This is a genomic window from Ectothiorhodospira sp. PHS-1, from assembly GCF_000225005.1.
In the GTDB taxonomy this organism is placed as follows: domain Bacteria; phylum Pseudomonadota; class Gammaproteobacteria; order Ectothiorhodospirales; family Ectothiorhodospiraceae; genus Ectothiorhodospira.
The window spans coordinates 1-20,833 of the sequence record NZ_AGBG01000023.1; the positions used below are offsets into that span (position 1 = coordinate 1).

Below are 20,833 nucleotides of genomic sequence, written 5' to 3' on the forward strand. Positions count from 1 at the left end.
GTGGCTGCAGGCGCTCTTCGGTCACCCGGGCGGGGAACTCGATGCGGGTGAACATGAATTGCTCGAAAATGCGCCCCTCCCGACTCAGCAGCTGCGACTGCAGGAGCATCCCGGTGGGTTCGTGAATGCAGAGCTGGTAACCGTAACGAAAGTGATCACGAGGAATGATGGAGACTTCGCGACAGGTCAGGCCGGCGACACGCCGGAGCTCTCCTAGACGCAGGCGATAACTCTCACCCAGACCTTCCAGCCCCTGACGGATGGGAAGCACGCCGGGCAGGCCCAGCAGACTCTTGCCTGGGTCCAGGCATAGGGCAGGATCCAGATCGTCGGGACGCACACAGATGATACTGTCCTCGTCCTTGATGATCTCGCGGGGGTGTCCCGTCAGGGCCACCAACCGCTCCCGGGAGCCATGCTCGTCCCGGGCATGGATGATCTGCAGGGTCTCGATACGCTGGTCGTGGGCAAAGACGAAGATGCCTTCGTAATTGAGCTCATCCACGGCCCGAGCCATTTTCTGCAGCAGTGCATGGGCCCCCTGCTCCGAGGCGGCCACCGCCGTGGTGGCCGCCAGCGCCGCCACCAGACACAACAGGCGTAGGCGCGGCAACACGGGATCAGTCACCCATGAAACCATGTCCGACCGTGCGGACCTGGGGTGGCATGGCCCCGCGCCCCACGGTTGACTCCACGTGATTGATCAGATAGCTGCTGAAACGCGCGTCTCCCATGTCGATGCGCAGAAACTGCTGGCTGCCATGCTCCAGGGGCGAGTGCTGTATCTGGGCGGTCCGGCCATCGGGCTCAAGCATGGATTGAAGGGCGTTGCGCTGACCCGGATCCCACTGGGCGGCGCGGATCACCGGCTCGGTGCCCGCCATGGCCGGTTCCGTTCGTGGATCGGAAGGATCGCCGGTGAAGTTCTGCAATCCCACCAGGACCGCCACGGCAACGGCGGCCGCCATGCCCATGCCGGCCGCGGGCTTGAGGAGGCGCCCCTGCCAGGCTTGGTAGACACGGGTGGATGGCTGCGGCTCCTCGGCCACGGCGGCCATGACGCGAGTGGAGAAGTCGGAGGGCGCGGTACGGTCCAGATTGCCACGCATGACATCACCGATCAGGTGATAGCGTCCCCATCGGACCAGATCCTCCGGGTTCTTTGCCAGCTCGTCCAGCAACCGGCGGGTCTCGAAGGCCTCGGCCTCGTCATCCACCAGCGCGGAGAGTCGTTCCTCTTTAGTGGTTGTCATGATGCGTCTCGCTCTTGAAAGCACATTTAATCAAGCAATGGCCGCAAGACGCGATCAATCGCTTCCCGCGCCCGGAAAATCCTGGAGCGCACCGTACCAATGGGGCATCCCATGGTCTGTGCAATCTCCTCATAGCTCATCCCCTCCAGTTCACGCAGGGTGATGGCTGTCTTCAAGTCGTCCGGCAACGCGCTGATGGCGTTCTGCACGGCCAGGCGTATCTCCTCCGACAGCAATTCCCCTTCCGGGGTTGCATATTCCTTGAGAGCAGACTCACCCCCCATCTGCTCCGCATCCTGGGCATCCACTTCCACGTCCGGCGTCCGGCGACTCTGGAAGACCAGATGATTCTTGGCCGTGTTGATGGCGATCCGGTACAGCCAGGTGTAGAAAGCGCTTTCGCCCCTGAAATTGGCCAGCCCCCGGTAGGTCTTGATGAAAGCCTCCTGGGCCACATCAAGCGCCGTGGCAGAGTCATGCACATAGCGGGAGACCAGATTGACGATCTTGTGCTGGTACTTCTGCACCAGTACATCGAAAGCCTTCTTGTCTCCGGCTTGAACACGCCTGACCAGCTCCTCGTCGGTTACTTTATTGCCCATTCGGGCACTCCCCCTCTGAGGGCACGTCCTGTACCCTAACTGCGATGGACATGGAAACCCTCGTTAAGTTCTTGCAAATGACGCCCAAACTACACCATGCTCCCATCATTCGCGGGAATTCATGGCATAGGTCAATTTGTCAGTCTGCCCGGTGCGTGTAACACTGCAAAAAACCGTGACAAAATAACTCAGATCGAGACACAGCCTCAAGCGAGCCCCCCGCTCGGACGCCGACCCTTCCCTCCCGGGCCGAGGCCATTCTGGAGAAACCATCAATGCAAGATTCGCCCCAGGCGGGGGTCCGCAAATCCATGGATGTCCTCATCATCGGCAGCGGCGCCGCCGGCCTGAGCCTGGCCCTGCACCTGGCGGCGGAGCAGCGCGTGGCGGTACTGAGCAAGGGACCCGTCAGCGAAGGCAGCACCTATTACGCCCAGGGCGGCGTCTCCGCGGTACTGGACCGTCACGACTCCCTGGAGGCCCATGTCCGCGACACCCTGGACGCCGGTGGCGGCCTGTGCGACGAAGCCGCCGTCCGCCATACCGTGGAGCACGGTCCGGAGAGCATCCAATGGCTGCTGGATCTAGGCGTCCCCTTCACCCGCGAGGAGCCGGGCGACGACGGCCGGGTGCAGTTGCACCTGACCCGAGAGGGCGGCCACAGCCACCGCCGAGTGGTCCACGCCGCCGACGCCACCGGCAAGGCCATCGAAAACACCCTGGTGGAACAGGTCCGGCGCCACCCCAACATCGAACTGTTCGAACATCACATCGCGGTGGACCTGCTCACCAGCCACAAGCTCGGCCTAGCGGGTTCCCGGCGTTGCCTGGGCGCCTACGTGCTCAATCTCAAGTCCCATCAAGTGGAAATCTTCGCCGCGCCCTTCGTGGTCCTGGCCAGCGGCGGCGCCAGCAAGGTCTATCTCTACAGCAGCAACCCGGACGGCTCCACCGGCGACGGCATCGCCATGGCCTGGCGGGCCGGTTGCCGGGTGGCCAACATGGAGTTCATGCAGTTTCATCCCACCTGCCTGTTCCATCCCAAAGCCAAGTCCTTTCTCATCTCCGAGGCGGTTCGGGGTGAAGGCGGCAGACTGCTGCTGCCCGACGGCACCCCCTTCATGGAACGCTTCGACCCCCGGGGGGAGTTGGCCCCGCGGGATATCGTCGCCCGGGCCATCGACCATGAAATGAAACGCCTGGGGGCGGACTGCGTCTATCTGGACATCTCCCACAAGCCGGCGGACTTCATCAAATCCCACTTCCCCAACATCCATGAACGCTGCCTGGAATACGGCTTCGACATGACCCGGGACCCCCTTCCGGTGGTGCCCGCCGCCCACTACACCTGCGGCGGCGTGATGACCGACCTGGCGGCCCGCACCGATCTGGACGGGCTCTATGCCATCGGTGAAGTGGCCTGCACGGGCCTGCACGGCGCCAATCGCATGGCCAGCAACTCCCTGCTGGAATGCCTGGTCTTCGCCCGCTCCGCCGCCCAGGACATGGGCCGGCAACGTCCCGAGCCGGTGCCGGTGGACCGGATTCCAGCCTGGGACGAGAGCCGTGTCACCGACTCGGACGAGGAGGTGGTGGTGGCCCACAACTGGGAAGAACTGCGCCGCTTCATGTGGGACTACGTGGGCATCGTTCGCACCAGCAAACGACTGCAGCGGGCGCAACGACGCATTGAATTGCTGCAGGGCGAGATCCACGACTACTACAGCAACTTCCGCGTCACCAATGACCTGATCGAGCTGCGCAACCTGGCCCTGGTGGCGGAAATCATCATCCGCAGCGCCCAGAGCCGAAAGGAGAGCCGGGGCCTGCATTACACCCTGGACTACCCGCGGACCGATCCGGCACTGGCCGGCCGTCCCACCGTACTGACCCCGTCCGGCTCCCCGGCATGAATCAGGAGATACGCCCCATGCACGAGGCTATGCCACTCATCATCGATCCCCTGGCCCTTGAGGCCAGGCTGCAGGACCAGCGTCTGCGGATTGTGGACCTGAGCCCGGCCGAGCGCCATGCCGCCGGCCACGTGCCGGGCGCCCTCCATCTGGACTACGGTCGCATCGTCGCCTCGGCGGCTCCGGTCATGGGACTGCTGCCGGAGATCGGCGTGCTACGCACCATCCTGGCGGAACTGGGCATCGGCCCGGACACCCATGTGGTGTGCTACGACGAGGAAGGCGGCGGCAAGGCCGCGCGCCTGCTCTGGACCCTGGCCGTGTGTGGTCATGAGGCGCTGTCACTGCTCGACGGGGGAGTGGCGGGCTGGTCGGCGGCGGGCCTGACCATTTCCACCCAAGCCGCTGTGGATGTCGCGCCGACGCAAACGGAATACCCCCTCGCCTACGGTACCGAACGGGTGGCCGACCGGGCGTGGATCCTGGCCCACATGAAGGATGAGGACGTGATCCTGGTGGATGCGCGCAGCACCGATGAATTCACCGGCCGGGTGGCCTATGCGGCCCGGGGCGGCCACATCCCCGGGGCGGTTTCCTTCGAATGGACCCGCTGCATGGATCTGGAGCACAACCGTCGCCTGCGCGCCGAAGAAGCCCTGCGCCGGGATCTGGAGGCACAGGGCATCACGCCGGACAAGGAGATCGTCGTCTACTGCCACACCCACCATCGCTCCGCCCTGAACTGGCTGGCGCTGGAGCACCTGGGCTACGAACGGGTGCGAGGGTATCCGGGTAGCTGGTCCGACTGGGGCAACCGGGACGACACCCCCATCGAGACCTGAAACACGTCGGCTCAGACCTTGAGCATGTGCTCCCGATAATGGCGCAGCTCGGTGATGGAGTCGCGGATGTCCTGCAGGGCCTTGTGGGTGGCATCCTTGGACAGGCTGTTGAGCACGCCGGGCGCCCAGCGGCGGGCCAGCTCCTTGAGCGTGCTCACATCCAGGTTGCGGTAATGGAAGAAGGCTTCCAGATCCGGCATGCAGCGGAACAGAAAGCGCCGGTCCTGGCAGATGCTGTTGCCGCACATGGGGGATGAACGGGGCGGCACATACTGCTTCAGGAACCGCAGGGTTTCCTGCTCCGCCTCCACCTCGTTGTAGAGACTCAGCTTCACCCGGTCCAGCAGGCCGGAGCGGCCATGGGTATTGCGGTTCCAGTCATCCATCCGGCTCAGGATTTCCTCGGTCTGATGGATGGCGATCACGGGGCCTTCCGCCAGGACATTCAGCTCCTTGTCCGTCACGATGGTGGCAATCTCGATGATGTAGTCGGATTGCGGGTCCAGGCCGGTCATTTCCAGGTCGATCCAGACCAGATTCTCCGGATTGGGATTCATGGGCTTCCTTTGTGCCGTGGCGGCACGCTCTGAGCATTCATGGCAAGAAGATCGCCGGTGGCGGGCGAACGCCGACGGCGGGGCCACAGTCTACACTGTACATGAACGCTTTTTCGAGGCCGGACCCGCCGGCCGGAAAAGGAGGCATCCCCATGACCCAGCTCCATGACCGACACTGCACCCCCTGCGAGGGCGGCACCCCGCCCATGGACAAGGTGGACATCCAGAGCTTCATGAAATCCCTGGCCCCGGACTGGACGGTGGTGGACGATGGCCGTGCCATTGAACGCGCCTTCCGGTTTCCCGACTTTCATCGGACCATGGCCTTCGTCAATGCCGCCGCCTGGGTGGCCCATCGGGAAGATCACCACCCGGACCTTGAGGTAGGCTATGATCGCTGTCTGGTGCGGTTCACCACCCATGCCATCGGCGGCCTGTCGGAGAACGACTTCATCTGCGCCGCCCGGGTGGACCGCTTACTGGAAGACTGAATCGGACATCGACCTGGGAAGGCAATGAAAGCATCCAGACCCGGCAGGGTCATCACCCGTTTTGGTTCACAGGTGCTGGTGGAGGACGAGGACGGCCGTGTCCACCGCTGCACGCCCCGCCGCCGGCTTGAACACGTGGTCTGCAACGATGCCGTGTCATGGCATCCCGAGCCCAGCGGAGACGGCGTGGTCACCGACATTCACACCCGCGGCAACCTGCTGGAACGGGTCGATCCCCGTGGCCAGCGCAAGAACATCGCCGCCAACGTGGATCAGGTGGTGGTCGTCACCGCCGCCGCCCCCGCCCCGAGCTGGCCCCTGGTGGACCGTTACCTGGTGGCCATCGAGCGCATGCCGGCCCGGGCGCTGATCCTCTACAACAAGGCAGACCGGCCCGATCCGGACCCGGAAGGCACGGCCGCGGCCCTCCAGGGCTACGAGGCACTGGGTTATCCAGCCCTGAGGACCAGCGTGGCGAATGGTCAGGGCATGGAGGCCCTGCAGGCCTTCCTGGCCATGGGCACCAGCGTGCTGGTAGGCCAGTCCGGGGTGGGCAAGTCCTCCCTGATCCAGGCACTGCTGCCGGATCTGGAGATCCGCATCGGCGCCCTGTCCGAACTCAGCGGCGAGGGACGCCACACCACCACCAATGCCACCGTCTATCGCCTGCCCTGTGGCGGCGCCCTGATCGACTCACCCGGTGTGCGCGACTTCAGCCCCGGCCCCACCCCCCAGCGGGAACTGGCGCAAGGGTTCGTGGAACTCAGGACCCTGGCGCCGGAGTGTCGTTTTCACAACTGCACCCATACGGTGGAACCGGGCTGCGCGGTCAAGGCCGCCCTTGAGCAGGGACGGATCGATCCGCGGCGCTACGCGAGCTACCGCACGCTGCTGGAAGCAGCCGAGGCATAACCCACGCGCCAGGGGCCCCATCGACACGATCAGCCCGGCGGCCACTCCATCTGCCGGCCACCCAGGACGTGCATGTGCAGGTGATAGACCGACTGACCGCCGTCGGCGTTACAGTTGATGACGGTGCGGAAACCGTCTTCCACCACGCCCGCCCCTCGGGCCACTTCAAGCCCCACCCAATGCATGTGACCCAGAAGGTCCATGTCGGCCTGCGTCATGTCGGCAACAGTGTCGAAATGCTGCCTGGGAATCACCAGTACGTGCAGGGGGGCCTGGGGATTGAGGTCGCGAAACGCCACCACCCGGTCGTCCTGATAAACGATATCCGCCGGGATCCTGCCCTCGGCAATCTTGCAGAAGATACAGTCTGTCATTCTCTTTCCACTCGATGGATGGCCGGTCTAGAGATCACGCCGGCCTGAAAAGGCATGGGAGAGGGTGCCGCGGTCCACATATTCCAGTTCGCCGCCCAGCGGGATGCCGTGGGCAATGCGGGTGGTCCGCACCCCCAGCGCCCGGGCCATGTCCGCGATGTAGTGAGCGGTGACCTCCCCTTCCACCGTGGTCCCGGTGGCCAGGATCAGTTCCCGGATCTCGCCTTCGGCCAGACGGGCCTCCAGCCGATCCAGACCCAGTTCCTCGGGGCCAACGCCGTCCAGGGGGGACAGCTGACCCAGCAGCACATGGTATTGGCCGCGAAAGCCGGTGGCCTGCTCGATCGCCATCTGGTCCGCCGGCGTCTCCACCACGCACAGTAAGTGCCTGTCCCGGTGGGTGTCGGCACAGACCCGACAGAGTTCGTGTTCGGTGAGGGTGCGGCAACGCCGGCAATGACCGATGCGCTCGACCGCCTCCTTCAGCACCTCGGCAAGCCGCAGCGCCCCTTCCCGGTCCCGTTCCAGCACGTGCAGGGCCATCCGCTGGGCCGATTTGGGACCCACACCGGGGAGGCAGCGCAGTGCCTCCACCAGACGATCAAGAAGGGGCGCTCCGTCCATGGATCAGAACGGCAGCTTGAATCCGCCCGGCAGGCCCATGCCCTGGGTGACGGCACCCAGGTGTTCCCGGGTCATGTCTTCCACCTTCTGTACCGCATCGTTCATGGCGGCAGTGAGCAGGTCTTCGAGCATGTCACGGTCTTCTTCCAGCACACTGGGGTCGATGGTCACATGGCTCACGGAGTGCTTGCCGGTCATGACCACGCTGACCATGCCGCCACCGGCCTGACCGGTCACTTCCATCTCGGCCAGTTCGGCCTGGGCACGGGCCATCTCTTCCTGCATCTTCTGGGCCTGTTTCATCAGGTTCCCAAGTCCGCCTTTGAGCATATCAATCACCTTTCTAGGGTTCAGTTAATCCAGGGAGGCGTAGTGTAATGCCTCCCGATGCGTGAAACACGCGCCCGCGCTCAATCTCCTTCCACGGGGCGCACGGAACCGGCCACCAGCGCCGCATCGAAACGGGCTTTCAGGGCACCGGCCACGGGGTCTTCCTCCATGTCCTGCTCGGCCGCCTGCTGTCGCCGGGCACGGGCCCTGGCCGCCGCCGCCGCCGGGGTATCCGACGCGGGCTGCCCCAGCCGCACGCGCACCCTGACATGCCGGCCCAGCTGGGACTGCACGGCGGATTCCAACCGCTGCAGGGACATGTCCGTCTTCAAGTGGTCATACTTGGGCTCCAGACTCAGTACCAGCTCCTGGCCGTCGTAACCTTCCAGGGCACAATGATTCACCAGCTGCCCGGCCACCGCCCCCAGGCCCAGGGCAGGCACCAGCGCTCCCCAGTCCAGATGCGCTGCGGCATCGGCCTGCACAGGGTGCGGCGGCAGGGGGGCTGTCGGCGCCGGGGCCTCCCGTGCCGGGGCGAGGGGCACCGTGGCCGCGGAGGATGCGCCTTCCTCGTCCAGCCAAGGTGGCGGCTCGGGCAGGTCAGGCTCAATCGGCTCCGGGGCCACGGCCCGTGGAGGGGGTACCGGGTCCGGTGCCGCTACGGATGGCACGGACGGGAGATCGGCACGTCCAACCGGCGCGGCTCGGGCAGGCCCGCCTTCCAGCTGGGCGAGGATATCCCGCGGCCCTCGGGGCGCTAGCCCCACCGGCTTGGGCGCCGCCGACGTCGATTCGGCCCGGGGCGGCGCGGGTGGTGCTTGTACCCGTGGAGACTCATCTCCCACCGGGCGAAAGGCCAGCATGCGCAACAGGATCATCTCCAGACCGCTACGGGGCTCGGGGACCAGAGGCAGATCCCGGCGCCCGATCAGTGCGATCTGATAAAAGAGCTGGATGTCCTCGGGTGCCATCCCCCGGGCCATTTCCGCCAGGGCTTCCCGTTCATCCGGCAGGTTGTCCAGGACCTCGGGCACCTGCTGGGCCAGGGCCAGATGATGCAAAAGGGTGATCAGTTCGGCCAGTACCGCCCCATAGTCCGGGGACTGGGCCGACAGATCTTCCACCACTGCCAGCACCGCCCGGGCATCCCCGGCGGCGAGGGCCTGAAGCAGTCGAAGCAGGTGATCCCGGGACATGGCGCCGAGCATCTCCCGCACCTCCTCCGCACGCAGCACGCCGTCACCGAAACCGATGGCCTGATCCAGCAGGCTCAGGGCATCCCGCATGCTGCCCGAGGCGGCCCGGGCAATCTGCAGTACAGCGGCAGGCTCGGCCTCGATGGCCTCCCTCTGCAACACCTGGCTCAGATGATCGGCGATCATCGACGCCGGCATGGCCTTGAGATTGAACTGCAGGCAGCGGGACAGGATGGTGACCGGAAGCTTCTGGGGGTCCGTGGTGGCCAGCAGGAACTTCACATGGGGCGGCGGCTCTTCCAGGGTCTTGAGCAGGGCGTTGAAGCTGTGGGTGGAGAGCATGTGCACTTCGTCGATCAGATAGACCTTGAAGCGTCCCCGGGTGGGGGCGTAGGGCACGTTCTCCAGCAATTCCCGGGTGTCCTCCACCCGGGTGCGGGAGGCGGCATCCACTTCAATCAGATCGATGAAGCGTCCGGCGTCGATCTCGCGACAGGCACCGCACCGGCCACAGGGGGTGGCGGTCACCCCCGTTTCACAGTTGAGGCACTTGGCCAGGACCCGGGCAATGGTGGTCTTGCCCACGCCCCGGGTGCCGGTGAAGAGGTAAGCATGGTGCAGCCGGTCCTCGCGCAGGGCATTGGATAGGGCACGCACCACATGGGGTTGTCCAACCAGTTCCTCGAAACTGCGGGGGCGCCACTTGCGGGCCAGGACCTGATAGCTCATGAATCTCGCTGAAGTTGCCGGAAAGGGTCATACGCCCGCACCGACTCAAGGGCCGCGGGCACGAGGGGCCATGATAACGCAGCCGGGACTTTGGGTGGTGCGGCAATGGCGGCCAGGATCAGGCCGGCAGCACCACGATACCATCCTCGTCGGCAAACAGGCGGTCACCGGGCTTGAAGCCGACCCCAGCGAATTTCACCGGTACGTTCACCTGCCCCACCCCCAGCTTGCGGCTCTTGAGGGGATGGGTGGCCAGGGCCTTGACCCCCAGGGGCATGCCGGCGCAGGCCCGGGAATCCCGGATGCAGCCGTACATCACCACCCCGGCCCAGCCATTCTTGACCGCCAGCATCGCCAGTTGATCTCCCAGCATGGCGCAGCGCAGGGAACCACCGGCATCCACCACCAACACCTTGCCGCGTCCGTCCTCACCCAGCATCTCCCGGACCTTGGTGTTGTCCTCGAAACACTTGAGGGTCACGATCTCGCCGGAAAAGGCCCGCTCGCCGCCAAAATCCCTGAACAGGGGCTCTGCCACCTGCAGCCCCGGATGATCCTCGTATTCATCACACAGGTCCGCCGTTCCCTGAAAATCCAGCGTTTCGGAAGCCATTGCTCGTCCCCTTTTGCAAACGTGTAAAAAAAAAAGGCCGTACCGCCATGCAGCGAGTACGGCCCGACCGGTTCACGGTGTGTCCCGGACACCCGCCAAGGGCATCCGGGACGGACTGCATCAACCGTGGAACTGCTCTTCTTCGGTGGAACCGGCCAGCGCCTTGACGCTGGAGGAACCGCCCTGGATGACGGTGGTGACGTCATCGAAGTAACCGGCACCCACTTCCTGCTGGTGGGATACGAAGGTGTAACCACGCTCGCGGGCCTTGAACTCCGGCTCCTGCACCATGTCCACGTAGTGCTTCATGCCTTCGCCGCGGGCATAGTTGTAGGCGAAGTTGAAGGTGTTGAACCAGTTGACGTGGATACCTGCCAGGGTGATGAATTGGTACTTGTAGCCCAGCGCGGACAGTTCGTCCTGGAACTTGGCGATGGTCTTGTCGTCCAGATTCTTCTTCCAGTTGAAGGACGGGGAGCAGTTGTAGGACAGCAGCTTGCCGGGGCATTCGGCGTGCACGGCCTGGGCGAACTCACGGGCAAAGCCCAGGTCGGGGGTGCCGGTTTCGCACCACACCAGGTCGGCATAGGGGGCATAGGCCACGCCGCGGCTGATGGCCTGCTCCAGGCCGTTCTTGACCCGGTAGAAGCCTTCCTGGGTCCGCTCGCCGGTGAGGAACGGCTTGTCGTTCTCATCGTGATCGGAGGTGATCAGGTTGGCGGCCTCGGCGTCGGTACGGGCCAGCACGATGGTGGGCACGCCCATGACGTCGGCGGCGAAGCGGGCGGAAATCAGCTTCTCGATGGCCTCGCGGGTGGGCACCAGCACCTTGCCGCCCATGTGACCGCACTTCTTCACGGCGGCCAGCTGGTCTTCGAAATGCACACCGGCGGCGCCGGCGGCGATCATATTCTTCATCAATTCGAAGGCGTTGAGCACGCCGCCGAAGCCGGCTTCGGCATCGGCCACGATGGGCAGGAAGTAGTCCACAAAGCCTTCGTCGCCGGGGTTGATGCCGCGGGACCACTGGATCTCGTCGGCACGCTTGAAGGTGTTGTTGATGCGACGCACCATGGTGGGCACGGAGTCATAGGCGTAGAGGGACTGGTCCGGGTACATGGTCTCGGAGGTGTTGCCATCGGCGGCCACCTGCCAGCCGGACAGATACACGGCTTCCAGACCGGCCTTGGCCTGCTGCATCGCCTGACCGGCAGTGATGGCACCGAAGGCATTCACATAGCCTTTCTTGGCCTCGCCGTTGACGCGCTTCCAAAGCTTCTCGGCGCCCATGCGAGCCAGGGTGTACTCAGGCTGAACGGAGCCGCGCAGACGCACCACATCAGCGGCGGTATAACCACGCTTCACATCCTTCCAGCGGGGATTGTTGGCCCAGTCCGCCTCAAGCGCCTTGATCTGTTCTTCTCTGTTCATGTTGCCTTGGTCCTCTGTGATCTCTGAGTCGTTTTGCCCGTATCGACCGGGCGGTACTGCTCGGAACATGGATTGTGCCGAAGGTCGGGCTCAAGTCCCAGCATTACAGTTAACCATTCAGCGCACGGGCAGCAAGCGTAGTCCAGAAACGTCCGTATGCGGAAAATAAATTTCAATATTCATTATTAATTTATTAAATGCTTTTGCAATTTTGAGGCAAATCGACTTAATAATGATACCTGTCACAGGTCATGATCTGCCTTCCGCACTGCAAAATTGCAGTGCCATGACAGGGCCGGAATGTAGTAGATTTCCCTTATTGCCGACCGTCAACCGCCCAGCGACCACAGGTAGCCAGACCGATGAATGAACGCGCGCGGCAGATTGCCCGCTCCATCCTGACCGGTTTTGAGCGTCATTTCTCGTTTTTTCAGGAAATCACCAGCAGCGCCCGGGAGCGCTTCGAACATGCCGACTGGGATGCCGTCCGGGCCGCCTCGGTCAAGCGCATCAGCTCCTATGACCAGCGGGTGCAGGAAACCCTAGGCAAGGTGCGCGCCACCTTCGGCATCGACGGCCTGGAAGAGCGTCTGTGGCAACTGGTCAAGATCGCCTATATGGACCTGCTGCAACACCACTCCCGGCCAGAGCTGGCCGAGACCTTCTACAACTCCGTGTTCTGCCGGCTGTTCGAGCGCAAGTACTACAACAATGACATGATCTTTCTGGAGTCAGTGGCCGATCGACAGGCACTGGCCGAACGTTACCGAGGCTACCTGTCCTTCCACACCCGCGACGGCGGCGTGGATACCTGCATCTGGGAAATCCTCTCGGCCTTCTACTTCAATCTGCCCCACGCCGACCTCTCCAAGGATGTGCACAATATCGCCCGCGCCCTGGAGGCCCGCTCCGAATTCGGTCCGGAGGCCATGGGGGATCTGCGTATCGATGTGCTGGAATTTCCCTTCTTTCGCAACAAGGCGGCCTACCTTATCGGACGGGTGGTGCATGAGGACAACAGCCATCCCTTCATCATCCCCCTGAACAATATCGAGGGCATGGGCCTGGTGGCGGACGCCCTGCTCACCACGGAAGAAGAGGCCGAGGCGGTATTCAGCTTTGCCCGGGCCTACTTTGTCGTGAAAACCCCGGTACCGGCCGCGACCGTCGTCTTCCTGCAGGATCTGATGCCGGACAAGCCGGTGGCCGAACTGTATATGAGCATCGGCTTTCACAAGCAGGCCAAGAACGAGTTTTACCGGGACTTCCTTCGCCACCTGGCCAACAGCACCGACCATTTCTCCATTGCCCCGGGGACTCCCGGCCTGGTCATGGTGGTCTTTACCCTGCCCTCGTATCCCTATGTTTTCAAAGTGATCAAGGACCGTTTTCCGCCCCAGAAGGATGTCACCCATGAACTGATCGAGCGCCGCTACCTGCAGGTGAAGATGCATGACCGGGTAGGCCGGATGGCGGATACCCTGGAATTTTCCGAAGTCGCCTTTCCCCTGGCGCGTTTTTCACCCGAACTGCTGGAGGTCCTGAAAAAGGAAGTGACCTCCCAGATGGAGATCGACGACGGCAACCTGGTCATCAAGCACCTTTACATCGAGAAGCGGATGCTGCCGCTGGACGTCTATCTGGAACAGGCCGACGAAGCCCATACCCGCGCCGCCCTGGAGGAGTGGGGTCTGGCCATCAAGCAGCTCATTGGCGTGAATATTTTTCCCGGGGACCTGCTGTTCAAAAACTTCGGTGTGACCGACAGCGGCAAGGTGGTCTTCTACGATTACGACGAGATCTGCTACCTGACGGAGTGCCACTTCCGCAAGATCCCGCCCTCGCCGTTTCCGGAAGATGAACTCAGCTCGGATACCTGGTATTCAGCCGGACCCAACGAGATCTTTCCGGAGGAATTCCCCACCTTCCTGAGCACCGACCCACGGATACGGCGCATGCTGATGCAGCTGCATCGGGACCTGTTCGACTACCGCTACTGGCAACGCAGGCAGGAGGACGTGAAGAAGGGAATCCACGGCGACGTGTTTCCCTACCCCCAGAGCGTGCGGTTCGACACCAGCCTGCGCCCGGAGGCTCAGGCAGCCAGTTCCCTCTGAGGACGGTTCCCTCCGAGGAAATGCCGGGGCAGCGGAATCAATTTTCCGCGACGCTCAGGGCGGCGCGCAGATAATGAAACATGGACCACAGGGTCAGGGCCGCGGCCACGTAGAGCAGTATCAGACCCAAAGTGAAGATGGGCAGCCCCAGGATGGGCTGGGCATGGAGCAGCAGCAGGATGGCCACCATCTGCGCGGTGGTCTTGAGTTTCCCGATCCAGGACACGGCCACCTTGCCCCGCTGCCCCAACTCGGCCATCCATTCACGCAAGGCGGAAATGGCAATCTCCCGACCAATGATGATGGCGGCGGCCACCGCCAGCAACATCCCGCCCGGATTGTCCACCAACAGCACCAGGGCCGTGGCCACCATCAGTTTGTCCGCCACCGGATCCAGAAAGGCGCCGAAACTGGAGGTCTGCCCCAGACGCCTCGCCAGATAACCGTCCAGCCAGTCGGTGATGGCGGCCAGGGCAAAGATCATGGCACTCACCGGCCCGGACAGGGGATGCGGATAGTAATAGACCACCACGATCAGGGGGATCAGGGCGATGCGCATCCAGGTGAGAAGATTGGGAATTGAAAATGTCATGGATCAGTCGTCATGTAGCGAATCGAAAATCTGCTGCGCCAGCTTGCGACTGATGCCGGGCACCTTGGCGAGCGCTTCCACGTCGGCACGGCACACACCTTGAAGCCCGCCGAAGTGCTTCAGTAACTGCTGGCGTCGCTTGGGACCCATGCCGGGTATCTGCTCCAGCGGTGAGGTACTGCGGGCCCTGGCACGGCGCTGCCGGTGCCCGGTGACGGCAAAGCGGTGGGCCTCGTCCCGAATCTGCTGGATGAGATGCAGCGCCCTGGAACCCGGCGGCAGTATAGACGGCTGGGCCGCATCGCTCAAGATCAGGGTCTCCATCCCCGGACGGCGATCCTCACCCTTGGCCACACCGACCACCATGACGCCACTGACCTGCAGCGTCTCCAACACCTCCAGCGCCTGGCGCACCTGGCCCTTGCCGCCGTCGATGAACAGGACGTCCGGCAACTTCCCCTCGCCAGCCTTGAGACGGGTATAGCGTCGCATCAGGGCCTGACGCATGGCGGCATAGTCGTCTCCCGGCGTGATGTCCTTGATATTGAAACGGCGGTAATCGGACTTGAGCGGCCCCTCTTCGTCAAAGACCACGCAGGAGGCCACGGTCGCCTCGCCCTGGGTGTGGCTGATATCGAAACACTCCATCCGTCTCGGCGGATCGTCCAGGTCCAGGGCATCCTGCAGGGCCTCCAGGCGTTCCCGCATGCCGGCGCGCCCGGCCAGGCGGGTCGCCAGGGTCATCCGGACATTGCGTATCGCCATCTCCAACCAGCGGGCACGATCTCCCCGCACCTGCCAGGCCAGCGTCACCTTCTGCCCGCGACGCAGGGTGAGCATGTCTTCCAGCACGGCCCGATCCTCGGGGGGGTGACTGAGAATGAGCCGGGAGGGGACTTCACGATTCAGGTAATACTGGCCCAGGAACGCCGTCATCAGCGACCCGTCGGCGACGTCATCCGGCACCCGGGGAAACAGGGATCGGTTGCCCAGGTTCAGCCCCCCGCGAATGGAAAAGACCTGCACGCAGACCTCCCCGGCTTCCCGGGCGAGGGCGATGATATCCACGTCGCCGCCGCCTTCCGCATTGACGTACTGACGCTCGGAGAGTTGCCGCAGCCGCGCAATCTGGTCACGGATACGGGCAGCCTGCTCATAATCCAGGGCGGCGGCGGCCCGCTCCATCCCCTGCACCAGGTCCGCGATGATGCGCTCACTCCGTCCTTCGAGAAAATCCACGGCATGCCCCACATCCACCCCATAGGCATCGGCATCGATCAAGCCGACGCAGGGTCCGCTGCAGCGCTGGATCTGATACTGCAGACAGGCACGGGAACGGTTCTGGAAGAAACTGTCCTCGCAGGGACGGATCAGGAACAGCTTCTGCAGCAGCTGGATCGTTTCACGGACCGCGCCACCTGATGGATAGGGACCGAAATAGCGGCCGGCTGCCTTGCGGGCACCCCGATGAAAGGCCAGGCGGGGATAGGGGTGATGGGAAATGAAGATATAGGGGTAGGATTTGTCATCCCGGAACAGGATGTTGTAACGGGGTCGGTGCTCCTTGATCAGATTGTTTTCCAGCAGCAGGGCCTCGGCCTCGCTGCGGGTGACGATCACCTGGACATCCCGAATCTGGGCCACCATGGCAGCGATCCGGGCATTGGCTACCGTGGGACGAAAGTAGCTGGATACCCGCTTCTTCAGGTTCTTGGCCTTGCCCACATAGAGCACCACGCCCTCCTCCCCCACCATCCGGTAAACCCCGGGCTGGGTGGTGAGGTCGGCCAGAAAGCGACGCGGATCAAATGCCTCTGACCGCGGACCTTCGCTGATGATCATGCCCCATCCAGATGTCGCTTCACCTGGACAAAGACCGCCTGGAACATGTCGCGGGTCAGGCGTCCCGTCTGGGTGTTGTAGCGACTGCAGTGATAGGAATCCACCAGCATGAGTCCGTTGCCCAGGGCATGCTCATGACCATGGCCGAACCGGTGAGCCGACTGCCGCAACCCCAGGGCGCGCAGTACCGCATTGTGGGCCACGGTGCCCAGGGCCAGCACCACGCTGCCCGGAGCCAGCAAGGCCAGTTCCCGGGCCAGGTAGTCGTTGCAGGCCCGGACTTCAAGGGTGAGCGGCTTGTTCTCGGGAGGCAGACACTTGACGGCATTGGTGATTCGGCAATCCCTCAGCTTCAACCCGTCATCACGGCTGCTTGACGCCGGTGCACTGGAAAAACCCATCTCAAACAGGGTCTGGTAGAGCAGGATACCGGCGAAATCCCCCGTGAAAGGACGGCCGGAGGCATTGGCACCATGCATCCCCGGGGCCAGACCCACGATCAGCAGCCGGGCCTTGGGATCTCCGAAGGGAGGCACCGGGGCAGCATGATAGCCGGGATGACGGGCACGCACCCCGGCCAGGAAATCCACCAGCCGCGGACAACGGGTACAGGCCGGATCAAAACAGTCCGGAGGGACGGGACACACTGGATTCATCGGATCTGACGCTTGCCGGCCGGGCCGGCACTTACTCGGAGGATGGAAAAGGGGCCATGATACCGCGGTCGCTGGCCATGCGGAAAAGCTCCATGTCCGACGCGCAGCCAAGTTTCTCACGCAAACGCGCCTTGTAGGTACTGACCGTCTTCACGTTCAAATCCAGCGCGGCGGCGATCTCTCCCGGCTTCTTGCCCGCCACCAGCAGCATCAGGATCTGACGTTCCCGATGGGAGAGCCGGGTCATCGGATCCGGTTCCCCGGCATCGGTTTGCGCCAGTTTCCGGGCCACACTGGGGGTGACATGCCGGTCGCCCTGCATGGCAACCCGGATAGCATGAACCAGCTCTTCCTCCCCCGCGCCCTTGCTGAGATAACCGGCCACGCCGCTGTCGAGCATCCAGCCCACATGGGGGCCATCCTCCTCCACCGTCAGGGCAATCACCTTCAGGCCGGGCCGCAGGGCCAGCGCCTTGCGGGTCGCCTCCAGCCCCCCCATGCCGGGCATATTGAGGTCCATCAGGACCACGTCGGGACGCAGACGTGACAGCTGTTCCAGGGCCTCCTCACCGGAGGCGGCCTCGCCGACCACCTTGATGCCGGTACGCTCGGTCTGGGCGTTCAGCAGCCCACGGATGGCACGGCGCACCAGAAGGTGATCGTCCACCAGCAGCACATCCACCAGCAGGGCAGTTCGTCCGGTATTGTCCATGGCCTCCCCTAAGGCACGAATCCCGGTTGAGGAAGACATGACTCACCAGTCCTTGTAGGGATGCCGGACCAGGCTCGTGTTGTAATAGCGGACATCATGGGAGACCTCTTCTCCCACCCAGGACGGCAGGTCGGGAATCTCATCCACATGCCTCAGTTCCACCTCGGCCACCACCAGCCCCGCGTTATCACCCTCGAACACGTCCACCTCCCAGACATGATCGCCGTGGGGCACGTAGTGACGGGTTTTCTCGATCAGCGGCTGGATGCAGAGGGTATCGAGCAACTCCCGGGCATCCCGGGCCGGGATGGCATACTCGAACTCCTGACGCTGGACGCCCAGAGTGGCACTCTTGATGTTGAGATACGCCGTATCATCGGAAACCCGGACCCGGACCGAGCTTCTCTCGTTACCGCAAAGGTAGCCCTGACGATACCGAACGCGCCTGGTGGCTTGGTCTTTCCAGGCGTCGGAAACCACAAGAAATTTTTTTTCGATTTCCTGTCCCATGGCGATCCGTGGACACCCCCGCAGTGGATACGCTCGTCATGCTAACACGATTCGAAAGGCTTTCGGGCACCAGGTACCGCGATGCAGCAATCAGAAATGAAGCAGGGCCGATCCCCAGGTGAAACCGCCACCGAAGGCCTCCATCAGCACCAGATCACCCCGCTTGATTCGTCCATCACGCACCGCGGCATCCAGCGCCAGGGGAACGGAGGCGGCAGACGTGTTGCCGTGCTGTTCCACGGTCACGATCACCTTTTCCATGGGCATTTTCAACTTGCGGGCGGTGGCCTGGATGATCCGGATATTGGCCTGATGGGGAATCAGCCAGTCCACCCGGGACTGTTCGATGCCGTTGGCTTCCAGGGTTTCCTCGACAATGCGGCCCAGGGTATTGACCGCCCACTTGAAGACCTCATTGCCCTTCATCTGCAGGTAGGCCTCGCCGGCCACCATGTCGGCATAGCCCTTGCCGACACCCCGGGGCACACTGAGCAGGCTCTCGTAGCGGCCATCGGCGTGCAGATGGGTGGACAGAATGCCGGGTTCTTCGGAGGCCTCCAGAACGACCGCGCCCGCGCCGTCGCCGAACAGGACACAGGTCCCGCGATCGGTCCAGTCCAGAATGCGGGAGATGGTTTCGGCACCGACCACCAGGGCGCAGCGAGCGCTGCCGGCACGAATGAACTGATTGGCCACGCCAAGCGCATAGACGAAGCCGGTGCACACCGCCTGGACGTCAAAGGCGGCACAGCCATTGTAAATCCCCAATCGCTGCTGCAACAGGCAGGCGGTACTGGGAAACACCTGATCCGGGGTCGTGGTGCCGACGATGATCAGGTCGATGTCTTCCGGGCGCCGCCCCGCCATGGCCAGGGCGGCTCGTGCCGCCTGCTCCGCCAGATCGCAGGTGGTTTCATCGGGGCCGACGATGTGGCGCTGCCCGATCCCGGTGCGTTCACGAATCCATTCGTCGGAGGTTTCAACGATCTTTTCCAGATCGCGATTGGTGAGCACCTTTTCCGGAAGATAACTCCCGGTGCCTGTAATCCGGGAGTAGATCACTGTGGGTTCGCCTCTTTGAGCAGTTCTTCCAGCCGCTTGTCGATGCGTTGCGGCACCCGTTTCTGTGCCTCCAGACGGGCGATACGGATGGCATTCTCGAATGCCATGGCATCAGCACCGCCATGACTCTTGATCACCACCCCCTGCAGCCCCAGCAGGCTGGCGCCGTTATAGGCGCGGGGGTCGATGCGCTTGCGGAAGGCCTTCAGTACCGGCATGGCCACCAGCGCTGCCAACTTGCTGTACAGACTGCCGGCGAATTCGTTACGCATGTAATGGGAAACCATGCGGGCCACTCCTTCGCTGGTCTTGAGGGCCACGTTGCCCACAAAGCCGTCGCAGACCACCACATCCACGTCACCGCAGTAGATATCGTTGCCTTCGACGAAACCGATGTAGTTCAGGTGGCTGGCCTCAAGCATCCGCGCTGCTTCCTTGACCTGATCGTTGCCCTTGATCTCTTCCTCGCCGATGTTCAGCAGGCCGACCCGGGGCGAGGCGATATTGTCCACCGCACTGGCCAGCTCGGAACCCATCACCGCAAACTGATAGAGATGGGTGGCGGTGCAGTCCACATTGGCCCCCAGATCCAGCATATGGGTGTGGCCGTTGATGGACGGGATGGCGGTGATGATGGCCGGCCGGTCGATGCCCGGCAGGGTCTTGAGCACGTAGCGCGCCGTGGCCATGAGGGCACCGGTATTGCCCGCGCTGACGCAGGCATCGGCCTGCTGGTGCTTGACCAGGTTGATGGCCACCCGCATGGACGAATCCTTCCTGTTGCGCAGGGCCTGGGAAGGGGGTTCATCCATGCCCACCACCTGGCTGGCATGATGCAGGCGCAGCCGATCGGACGGCGCCTTGCCGCAGGCAGCCAGTTCCTGTCCGACCTGCTCCTTGTCGCCCACCAGGATCAGGTGGATGTCGGAAAACGCTTCCAGGGCCTTGACTGCCGCAGGGACAACCACGTGGGCACCATGATCACCGCCCATGGCATCCAGTGCGATGGTAAAGATTCCACTCATGGGAAAACCTGCTTTGAATCAGCGCGAAAAAGCTTCGCGGACAGTGTCCACGAAGCCCATGGAATACTGCCTGCGGCTCCATCCGGTAGGCGGCACGACGTGGGCAGGATGACACACACGCCGGCCCGATGCGAGCCGCGGCCCCTGTTGGGGCGGGCGGCCGCCGGACCCTGCCGGATCCGGTCGGCGCAGGTCTTACTCTTCGTCCTGCTGTTCCTTGGCCTTGATCACCTGACGGCCACGGTAGAAACCGTCGGCACTGATGTGGTGACGGCGGTGGATCTCACCGGTGGTGGGTTCGGTGGACAGGGTGGGGCCCTTGAGGGCGTCGTGGGAACGACGCATGCCCCGACGGGAAGGGGTGGTGCGACCTTGTGCAACAGCCATGGTGTCATCTCCAATCTATACTGAAAAACATCAATGCCCCACGGGTCCCGACCGGAACCCGGG

23 protein-coding genes are annotated in these 20,833 nt (G+C 63.4%); 5 read left to right on the forward strand and 18 right to left on the reverse strand.

Translation table 11 applies throughout. The annotated features are described in order from the left end of the window. The 3 genes from ECTPHS_RS10030 to rpoE form a co-directional block, all read right to left on the reverse strand. Positions 1 to 616: sigma-E factor regulatory protein RseB domain-containing protein (locus tag ECTPHS_RS10030; protein WP_305807544.1), on the reverse strand; the 616-nt coding region annotated here is incomplete at its 3' end. 4 nt (positions 617 to 620) lie between these two features. After that, positions 621 to 1,253, reverse strand: coding sequence for a sigma-E factor negative regulatory protein (locus tag ECTPHS_RS10035; protein WP_040405769.1), 633 nt, complete (start codon positions 1,251 to 1,253; stop codon positions 621 to 623). A gap of 26 nt (positions 1,254 to 1,279) precedes the next feature. Then, a complete protein-coding gene (rpoE, locus tag ECTPHS_RS10040) occupies positions 1,280 to 1,855 on the reverse strand; it encodes an RNA polymerase sigma factor RpoE (protein WP_008932632.1) in 576 nt (191 codons plus the stop codon). Between the two features lie 275 nt (positions 1,856 to 2,130). On the opposite strand from rpoE, the gene nadB reads away from it, so the two are divergent. Next, positions 2,131 to 3,768, forward strand: a complete 1,638-nt coding sequence (nadB, locus tag ECTPHS_RS10045; protein WP_008932633.1) for an L-aspartate oxidase — start codon at positions 2,131 to 2,133, stop codon at positions 3,766 to 3,768. A gap of 17 nt (positions 3,769 to 3,785) precedes the next feature. Then, positions 3,786 to 4,610, forward strand: a complete 825-nt coding sequence (locus ECTPHS_RS10050) for a sulfurtransferase (protein WP_040405771.1) — start codon at positions 3,786 to 3,788, stop codon at positions 4,608 to 4,610. An 11-nt stretch (positions 4,611 to 4,621) separates the two neighbouring features. On the opposite strand, the gene orn is transcribed toward ECTPHS_RS10050, so the two are convergent. Next, complete coding sequence (gene orn, locus ECTPHS_RS10055; RefSeq protein WP_008932635.1) at positions 4,622 to 5,167, reverse strand: oligoribonuclease; 546 nt, start codon at positions 5,165 to 5,167, stop codon at positions 4,622 to 4,624. 152 nt (positions 5,168 to 5,319) lie between these two features. Here orn and ECTPHS_RS10060 point away from each other — a divergent pair, with 152 nt between their 5' ends. Next, positions 5,320 to 5,658, forward strand: a complete 339-nt coding sequence (locus ECTPHS_RS10060; RefSeq protein ID WP_008932636.1) for a 4a-hydroxytetrahydrobiopterin dehydratase — start codon at positions 5,320 to 5,322, stop codon at positions 5,656 to 5,658. 24 nt (positions 5,659 to 5,682) lie between these two features. Then, positions 5,683 to 6,570 (forward strand): ribosome small subunit-dependent GTPase A, encoded by an 888-nt coding sequence (gene rsgA / locus ECTPHS_RS10065; protein ID WP_008932637.1) that lies wholly within the window; start codon positions 5,683 to 5,685, stop codon positions 6,568 to 6,570. A gap of 29 nt (positions 6,571 to 6,599) precedes the next feature. On the opposite strand, the gene ECTPHS_RS10070 is transcribed toward rsgA, so the two are convergent. The 6 genes from ECTPHS_RS10070 to aceA form a co-directional block, all read right to left on the reverse strand. Continuing rightward, on the reverse strand, positions 6,600 to 6,944 hold the full coding sequence (locus tag ECTPHS_RS10070; RefSeq protein ID WP_008932638.1) for a histidine triad nucleotide-binding protein: 345 nt from the start codon (positions 6,942 to 6,944) through the stop codon (positions 6,600 to 6,602). A gap of 27 nt (positions 6,945 to 6,971) precedes the next feature. Beyond that, positions 6,972 to 7,568: a recombination mediator RecR gene (recR, locus tag ECTPHS_RS10075; protein WP_008932639.1), complete on the reverse strand. Its 597-nt coding sequence runs from the start codon at positions 7,566 to 7,568 to the stop codon at positions 6,972 to 6,974. Positions 7,569 to 7,571: 3 nt separating this feature from the next. After that, positions 7,572 to 7,898, reverse strand: coding sequence for a YbaB/EbfC family nucleoid-associated protein (locus ECTPHS_RS10080; RefSeq protein WP_008932640.1), 327 nt, complete (start codon positions 7,896 to 7,898; stop codon positions 7,572 to 7,574). An 80-nt stretch (positions 7,899 to 7,978) separates the two neighbouring features. Next, positions 7,979 to 9,823 carry a DNA polymerase III subunit gamma/tau gene (gene dnaX / locus ECTPHS_RS10085; protein WP_008932641.1) on the reverse strand — a complete coding sequence of 615 codons (1,845 nt, stop codon included), beginning with the start codon at positions 9,821 to 9,823 and terminating at the stop codon, positions 7,979 to 7,981. Positions 9,824 to 9,941: 118 nt separating this feature from the next. Then, complete coding sequence (gene rraA / locus ECTPHS_RS10090; protein WP_008932642.1) at positions 9,942 to 10,436, reverse strand: ribonuclease E activity regulator RraA; 495 nt, start codon at positions 10,434 to 10,436, stop codon at positions 9,942 to 9,944. A gap of 120 nt (positions 10,437 to 10,556) precedes the next feature. After that, a complete protein-coding gene (gene aceA / locus ECTPHS_RS10095) occupies positions 10,557 to 11,867 on the reverse strand; it encodes an isocitrate lyase (protein ID WP_008932643.1) in 1,311 nt (436 codons plus the stop codon). A 362-nt stretch (positions 11,868 to 12,229) separates the two neighbouring features. Here aceA and aceK point away from each other — a divergent pair, with 362 nt between their 5' ends. Next, the gene (gene aceK, locus ECTPHS_RS10100) at positions 12,230 to 13,984 is read left to right on the forward strand and encodes a bifunctional isocitrate dehydrogenase kinase/phosphatase (protein ID WP_008932644.1); all 1,755 of its coding nucleotides are present in this window, start codon (positions 12,230 to 12,232) and stop codon (positions 13,982 to 13,984) included. A 37-nt stretch (positions 13,985 to 14,021) separates the two neighbouring features. On the opposite strand, the gene pgsA is transcribed toward aceK, so the two are convergent. The 8 genes from pgsA to rpmF form a co-directional block, all read right to left on the reverse strand. Continuing rightward, on the reverse strand, positions 14,022 to 14,576 hold the full coding sequence (gene pgsA / locus ECTPHS_RS10105; protein WP_008932645.1) for a CDP-diacylglycerol--glycerol-3-phosphate 3-phosphatidyltransferase: 555 nt from the start codon (positions 14,574 to 14,576) through the stop codon (positions 14,022 to 14,024). 3 nt (positions 14,577 to 14,579) lie between these two features. Then, positions 14,580 to 16,418, reverse strand: coding sequence for an excinuclease ABC subunit UvrC (gene uvrC, locus ECTPHS_RS10110; protein ID WP_008932646.1), 1,839 nt, complete (start codon positions 16,416 to 16,418; stop codon positions 14,580 to 14,582). Then, entirely contained in the window at positions 16,415 to 17,074 is a 660-nt protein-coding gene (locus tag ECTPHS_RS10115) for a uracil-DNA glycosylase (RefSeq protein ID WP_040405772.1), read from the reverse strand. Before ECTPHS_RS10115 ends, uvrC begins: the two co-directional genes overlap by 4 nt. A 31-nt stretch (positions 17,075 to 17,105) precedes the next feature. Continuing rightward, complete coding sequence (locus ECTPHS_RS10120) at positions 17,106 to 17,825, reverse strand: response regulator transcription factor (protein ID WP_246828354.1); 720 nt, start codon at positions 17,823 to 17,825, stop codon at positions 17,106 to 17,108. Positions 17,826 to 17,828: 3 nt separating this feature from the next. Then, positions 17,829 to 18,296, reverse strand: a complete 468-nt coding sequence (locus tag ECTPHS_RS10125; RefSeq protein WP_008932649.1) for a CYTH domain-containing protein — start codon at positions 18,294 to 18,296, stop codon at positions 17,829 to 17,831. 90 nt (positions 18,297 to 18,386) lie between these two features. After that, positions 18,387 to 19,358, reverse strand: coding sequence for a beta-ketoacyl-ACP synthase III (locus ECTPHS_RS10130; RefSeq protein ID WP_008932650.1), 972 nt, complete (start codon positions 19,356 to 19,358; stop codon positions 18,387 to 18,389). Next, complete coding sequence (plsX, locus tag ECTPHS_RS10135) at positions 19,355 to 20,383, reverse strand: phosphate acyltransferase PlsX (protein ID WP_008932651.1); 1,029 nt, start codon at positions 20,381 to 20,383, stop codon at positions 19,355 to 19,357. The genes ECTPHS_RS10130 and plsX overlap by 4 nt, the downstream gene beginning before the upstream one ends. Positions 20,384 to 20,578: 195 nt before the next feature. Then, positions 20,579 to 20,770 carry a 50S ribosomal protein L32 gene (gene rpmF / locus ECTPHS_RS10140; RefSeq protein ID WP_008932652.1) on the reverse strand — a complete coding sequence of 64 codons (192 nt, stop codon included), beginning with the start codon at positions 20,768 to 20,770 and terminating at the stop codon, positions 20,579 to 20,581. Between the last annotated feature and the right edge of the window lie 63 nt (positions 20,771 to 20,833).

What these genes read in the sequence shown, in the direction of transcription:
- dnaX (WP_008932641.1), bottom strand. Translation starts at nt 9,823, where the DNA reads ATGAGCTATCAGGTCCTGGCCCGCAAGTGGCGCCCCCGCAGTTTCGAG.
- aceK (WP_008932644.1), top strand. Translation starts at nt 12,230, where the DNA reads ATGAATGAACGCGCGCGGCAGATTGCCCGCTCCATCCTGACCGGTTTT.
- nadB (WP_008932633.1), top strand. Translation starts at nt 2,131, where the DNA reads ATGCAAGATTCGCCCCAGGCGGGGGTCCGCAAATCCATGGATGTCCTC.
- ECTPHS_RS10035 (WP_040405769.1), bottom strand. Translation starts at nt 1,253, where the DNA reads ATGACAACCACTAAAGAGGAACGACTCTCCGCGCTGGTGGATGACGAG.
- ECTPHS_RS10120 (WP_246828354.1), bottom strand. Translation starts at nt 17,825, where the DNA reads ATGTCTTCCTCAACCGGGATTCGTGCCTTAGGGGAGGCCATGGACAAT.
- rsgA (WP_008932637.1), top strand. Translation starts at nt 5,683, where the DNA reads ATGAAAGCATCCAGACCCGGCAGGGTCATCACCCGTTTTGGTTCACAG.
- ECTPHS_RS10060 (WP_008932636.1), top strand. Translation starts at nt 5,320, where the DNA reads ATGACCCAGCTCCATGACCGACACTGCACCCCCTGCGAGGGCGGCACC.
- rraA (WP_008932642.1), bottom strand. Translation starts at nt 10,436, where the DNA reads ATGGCTTCCGAAACGCTGGATTTTCAGGGAACGGCGGACCTGTGTGAT.
- ECTPHS_RS10050 (WP_040405771.1), top strand. Translation starts at nt 3,786, where the DNA reads ATGCACGAGGCTATGCCACTCATCATCGATCCCCTGGCCCTTGAGGCC.
- orn (WP_008932635.1), bottom strand. Translation starts at nt 5,167, where the DNA reads ATGAATCCCAATCCGGAGAATCTGGTCTGGATCGACCTGGAAATGACC.
- recR (WP_008932639.1), bottom strand. Translation starts at nt 7,568, where the DNA reads ATGGACGGAGCGCCCCTTCTTGATCGTCTGGTGGAGGCACTGCGCTGC.
- rpmF (WP_008932652.1), bottom strand. Translation starts at nt 20,770, where the DNA reads ATGGCTGTTGCACAAGGTCGCACCACCCCTTCCCGTCGGGGCATGCGT.
- uvrC (WP_008932646.1), bottom strand. Translation starts at nt 16,418, where the DNA reads ATGATCATCAGCGAAGGTCCGCGGTCAGAGGCATTTGATCCGCGTCGC.
- rpoE (WP_008932632.1), bottom strand. Translation starts at nt 1,855, where the DNA reads ATGGGCAATAAAGTAACCGACGAGGAGCTGGTCAGGCGTGTTCAAGCC.
- ECTPHS_RS10080 (WP_008932640.1), bottom strand. Translation starts at nt 7,898, where the DNA reads ATGCTCAAAGGCGGACTTGGGAACCTGATGAAACAGGCCCAGAAGATG.
- pgsA (WP_008932645.1), bottom strand. Translation starts at nt 14,576, where the DNA reads ATGACATTTTCAATTCCCAATCTTCTCACCTGGATGCGCATCGCCCTG.
- ECTPHS_RS10115 (WP_040405772.1), bottom strand. Translation starts at nt 17,074, where the DNA reads ATGAATCCAGTGTGTCCCGTCCCTCCGGACTGTTTTGATCCGGCCTGT.
- aceA (WP_008932643.1), bottom strand. Translation starts at nt 11,867, where the DNA reads ATGAACAGAGAAGAACAGATCAAGGCGCTTGAGGCGGACTGGGCCAAC.
- ECTPHS_RS10070 (WP_008932638.1), bottom strand. Translation starts at nt 6,944, where the DNA reads ATGACAGACTGTATCTTCTGCAAGATTGCCGAGGGCAGGATCCCGGCG.
- plsX (WP_008932651.1), bottom strand. Translation starts at nt 20,383, where the DNA reads ATGAGTGGAATCTTTACCATCGCACTGGATGCCATGGGCGGTGATCAT.
- ECTPHS_RS10125 (WP_008932649.1), bottom strand. Translation starts at nt 18,296, where the DNA reads ATGGGACAGGAAATCGAAAAAAAATTTCTTGTGGTTTCCGACGCCTGG.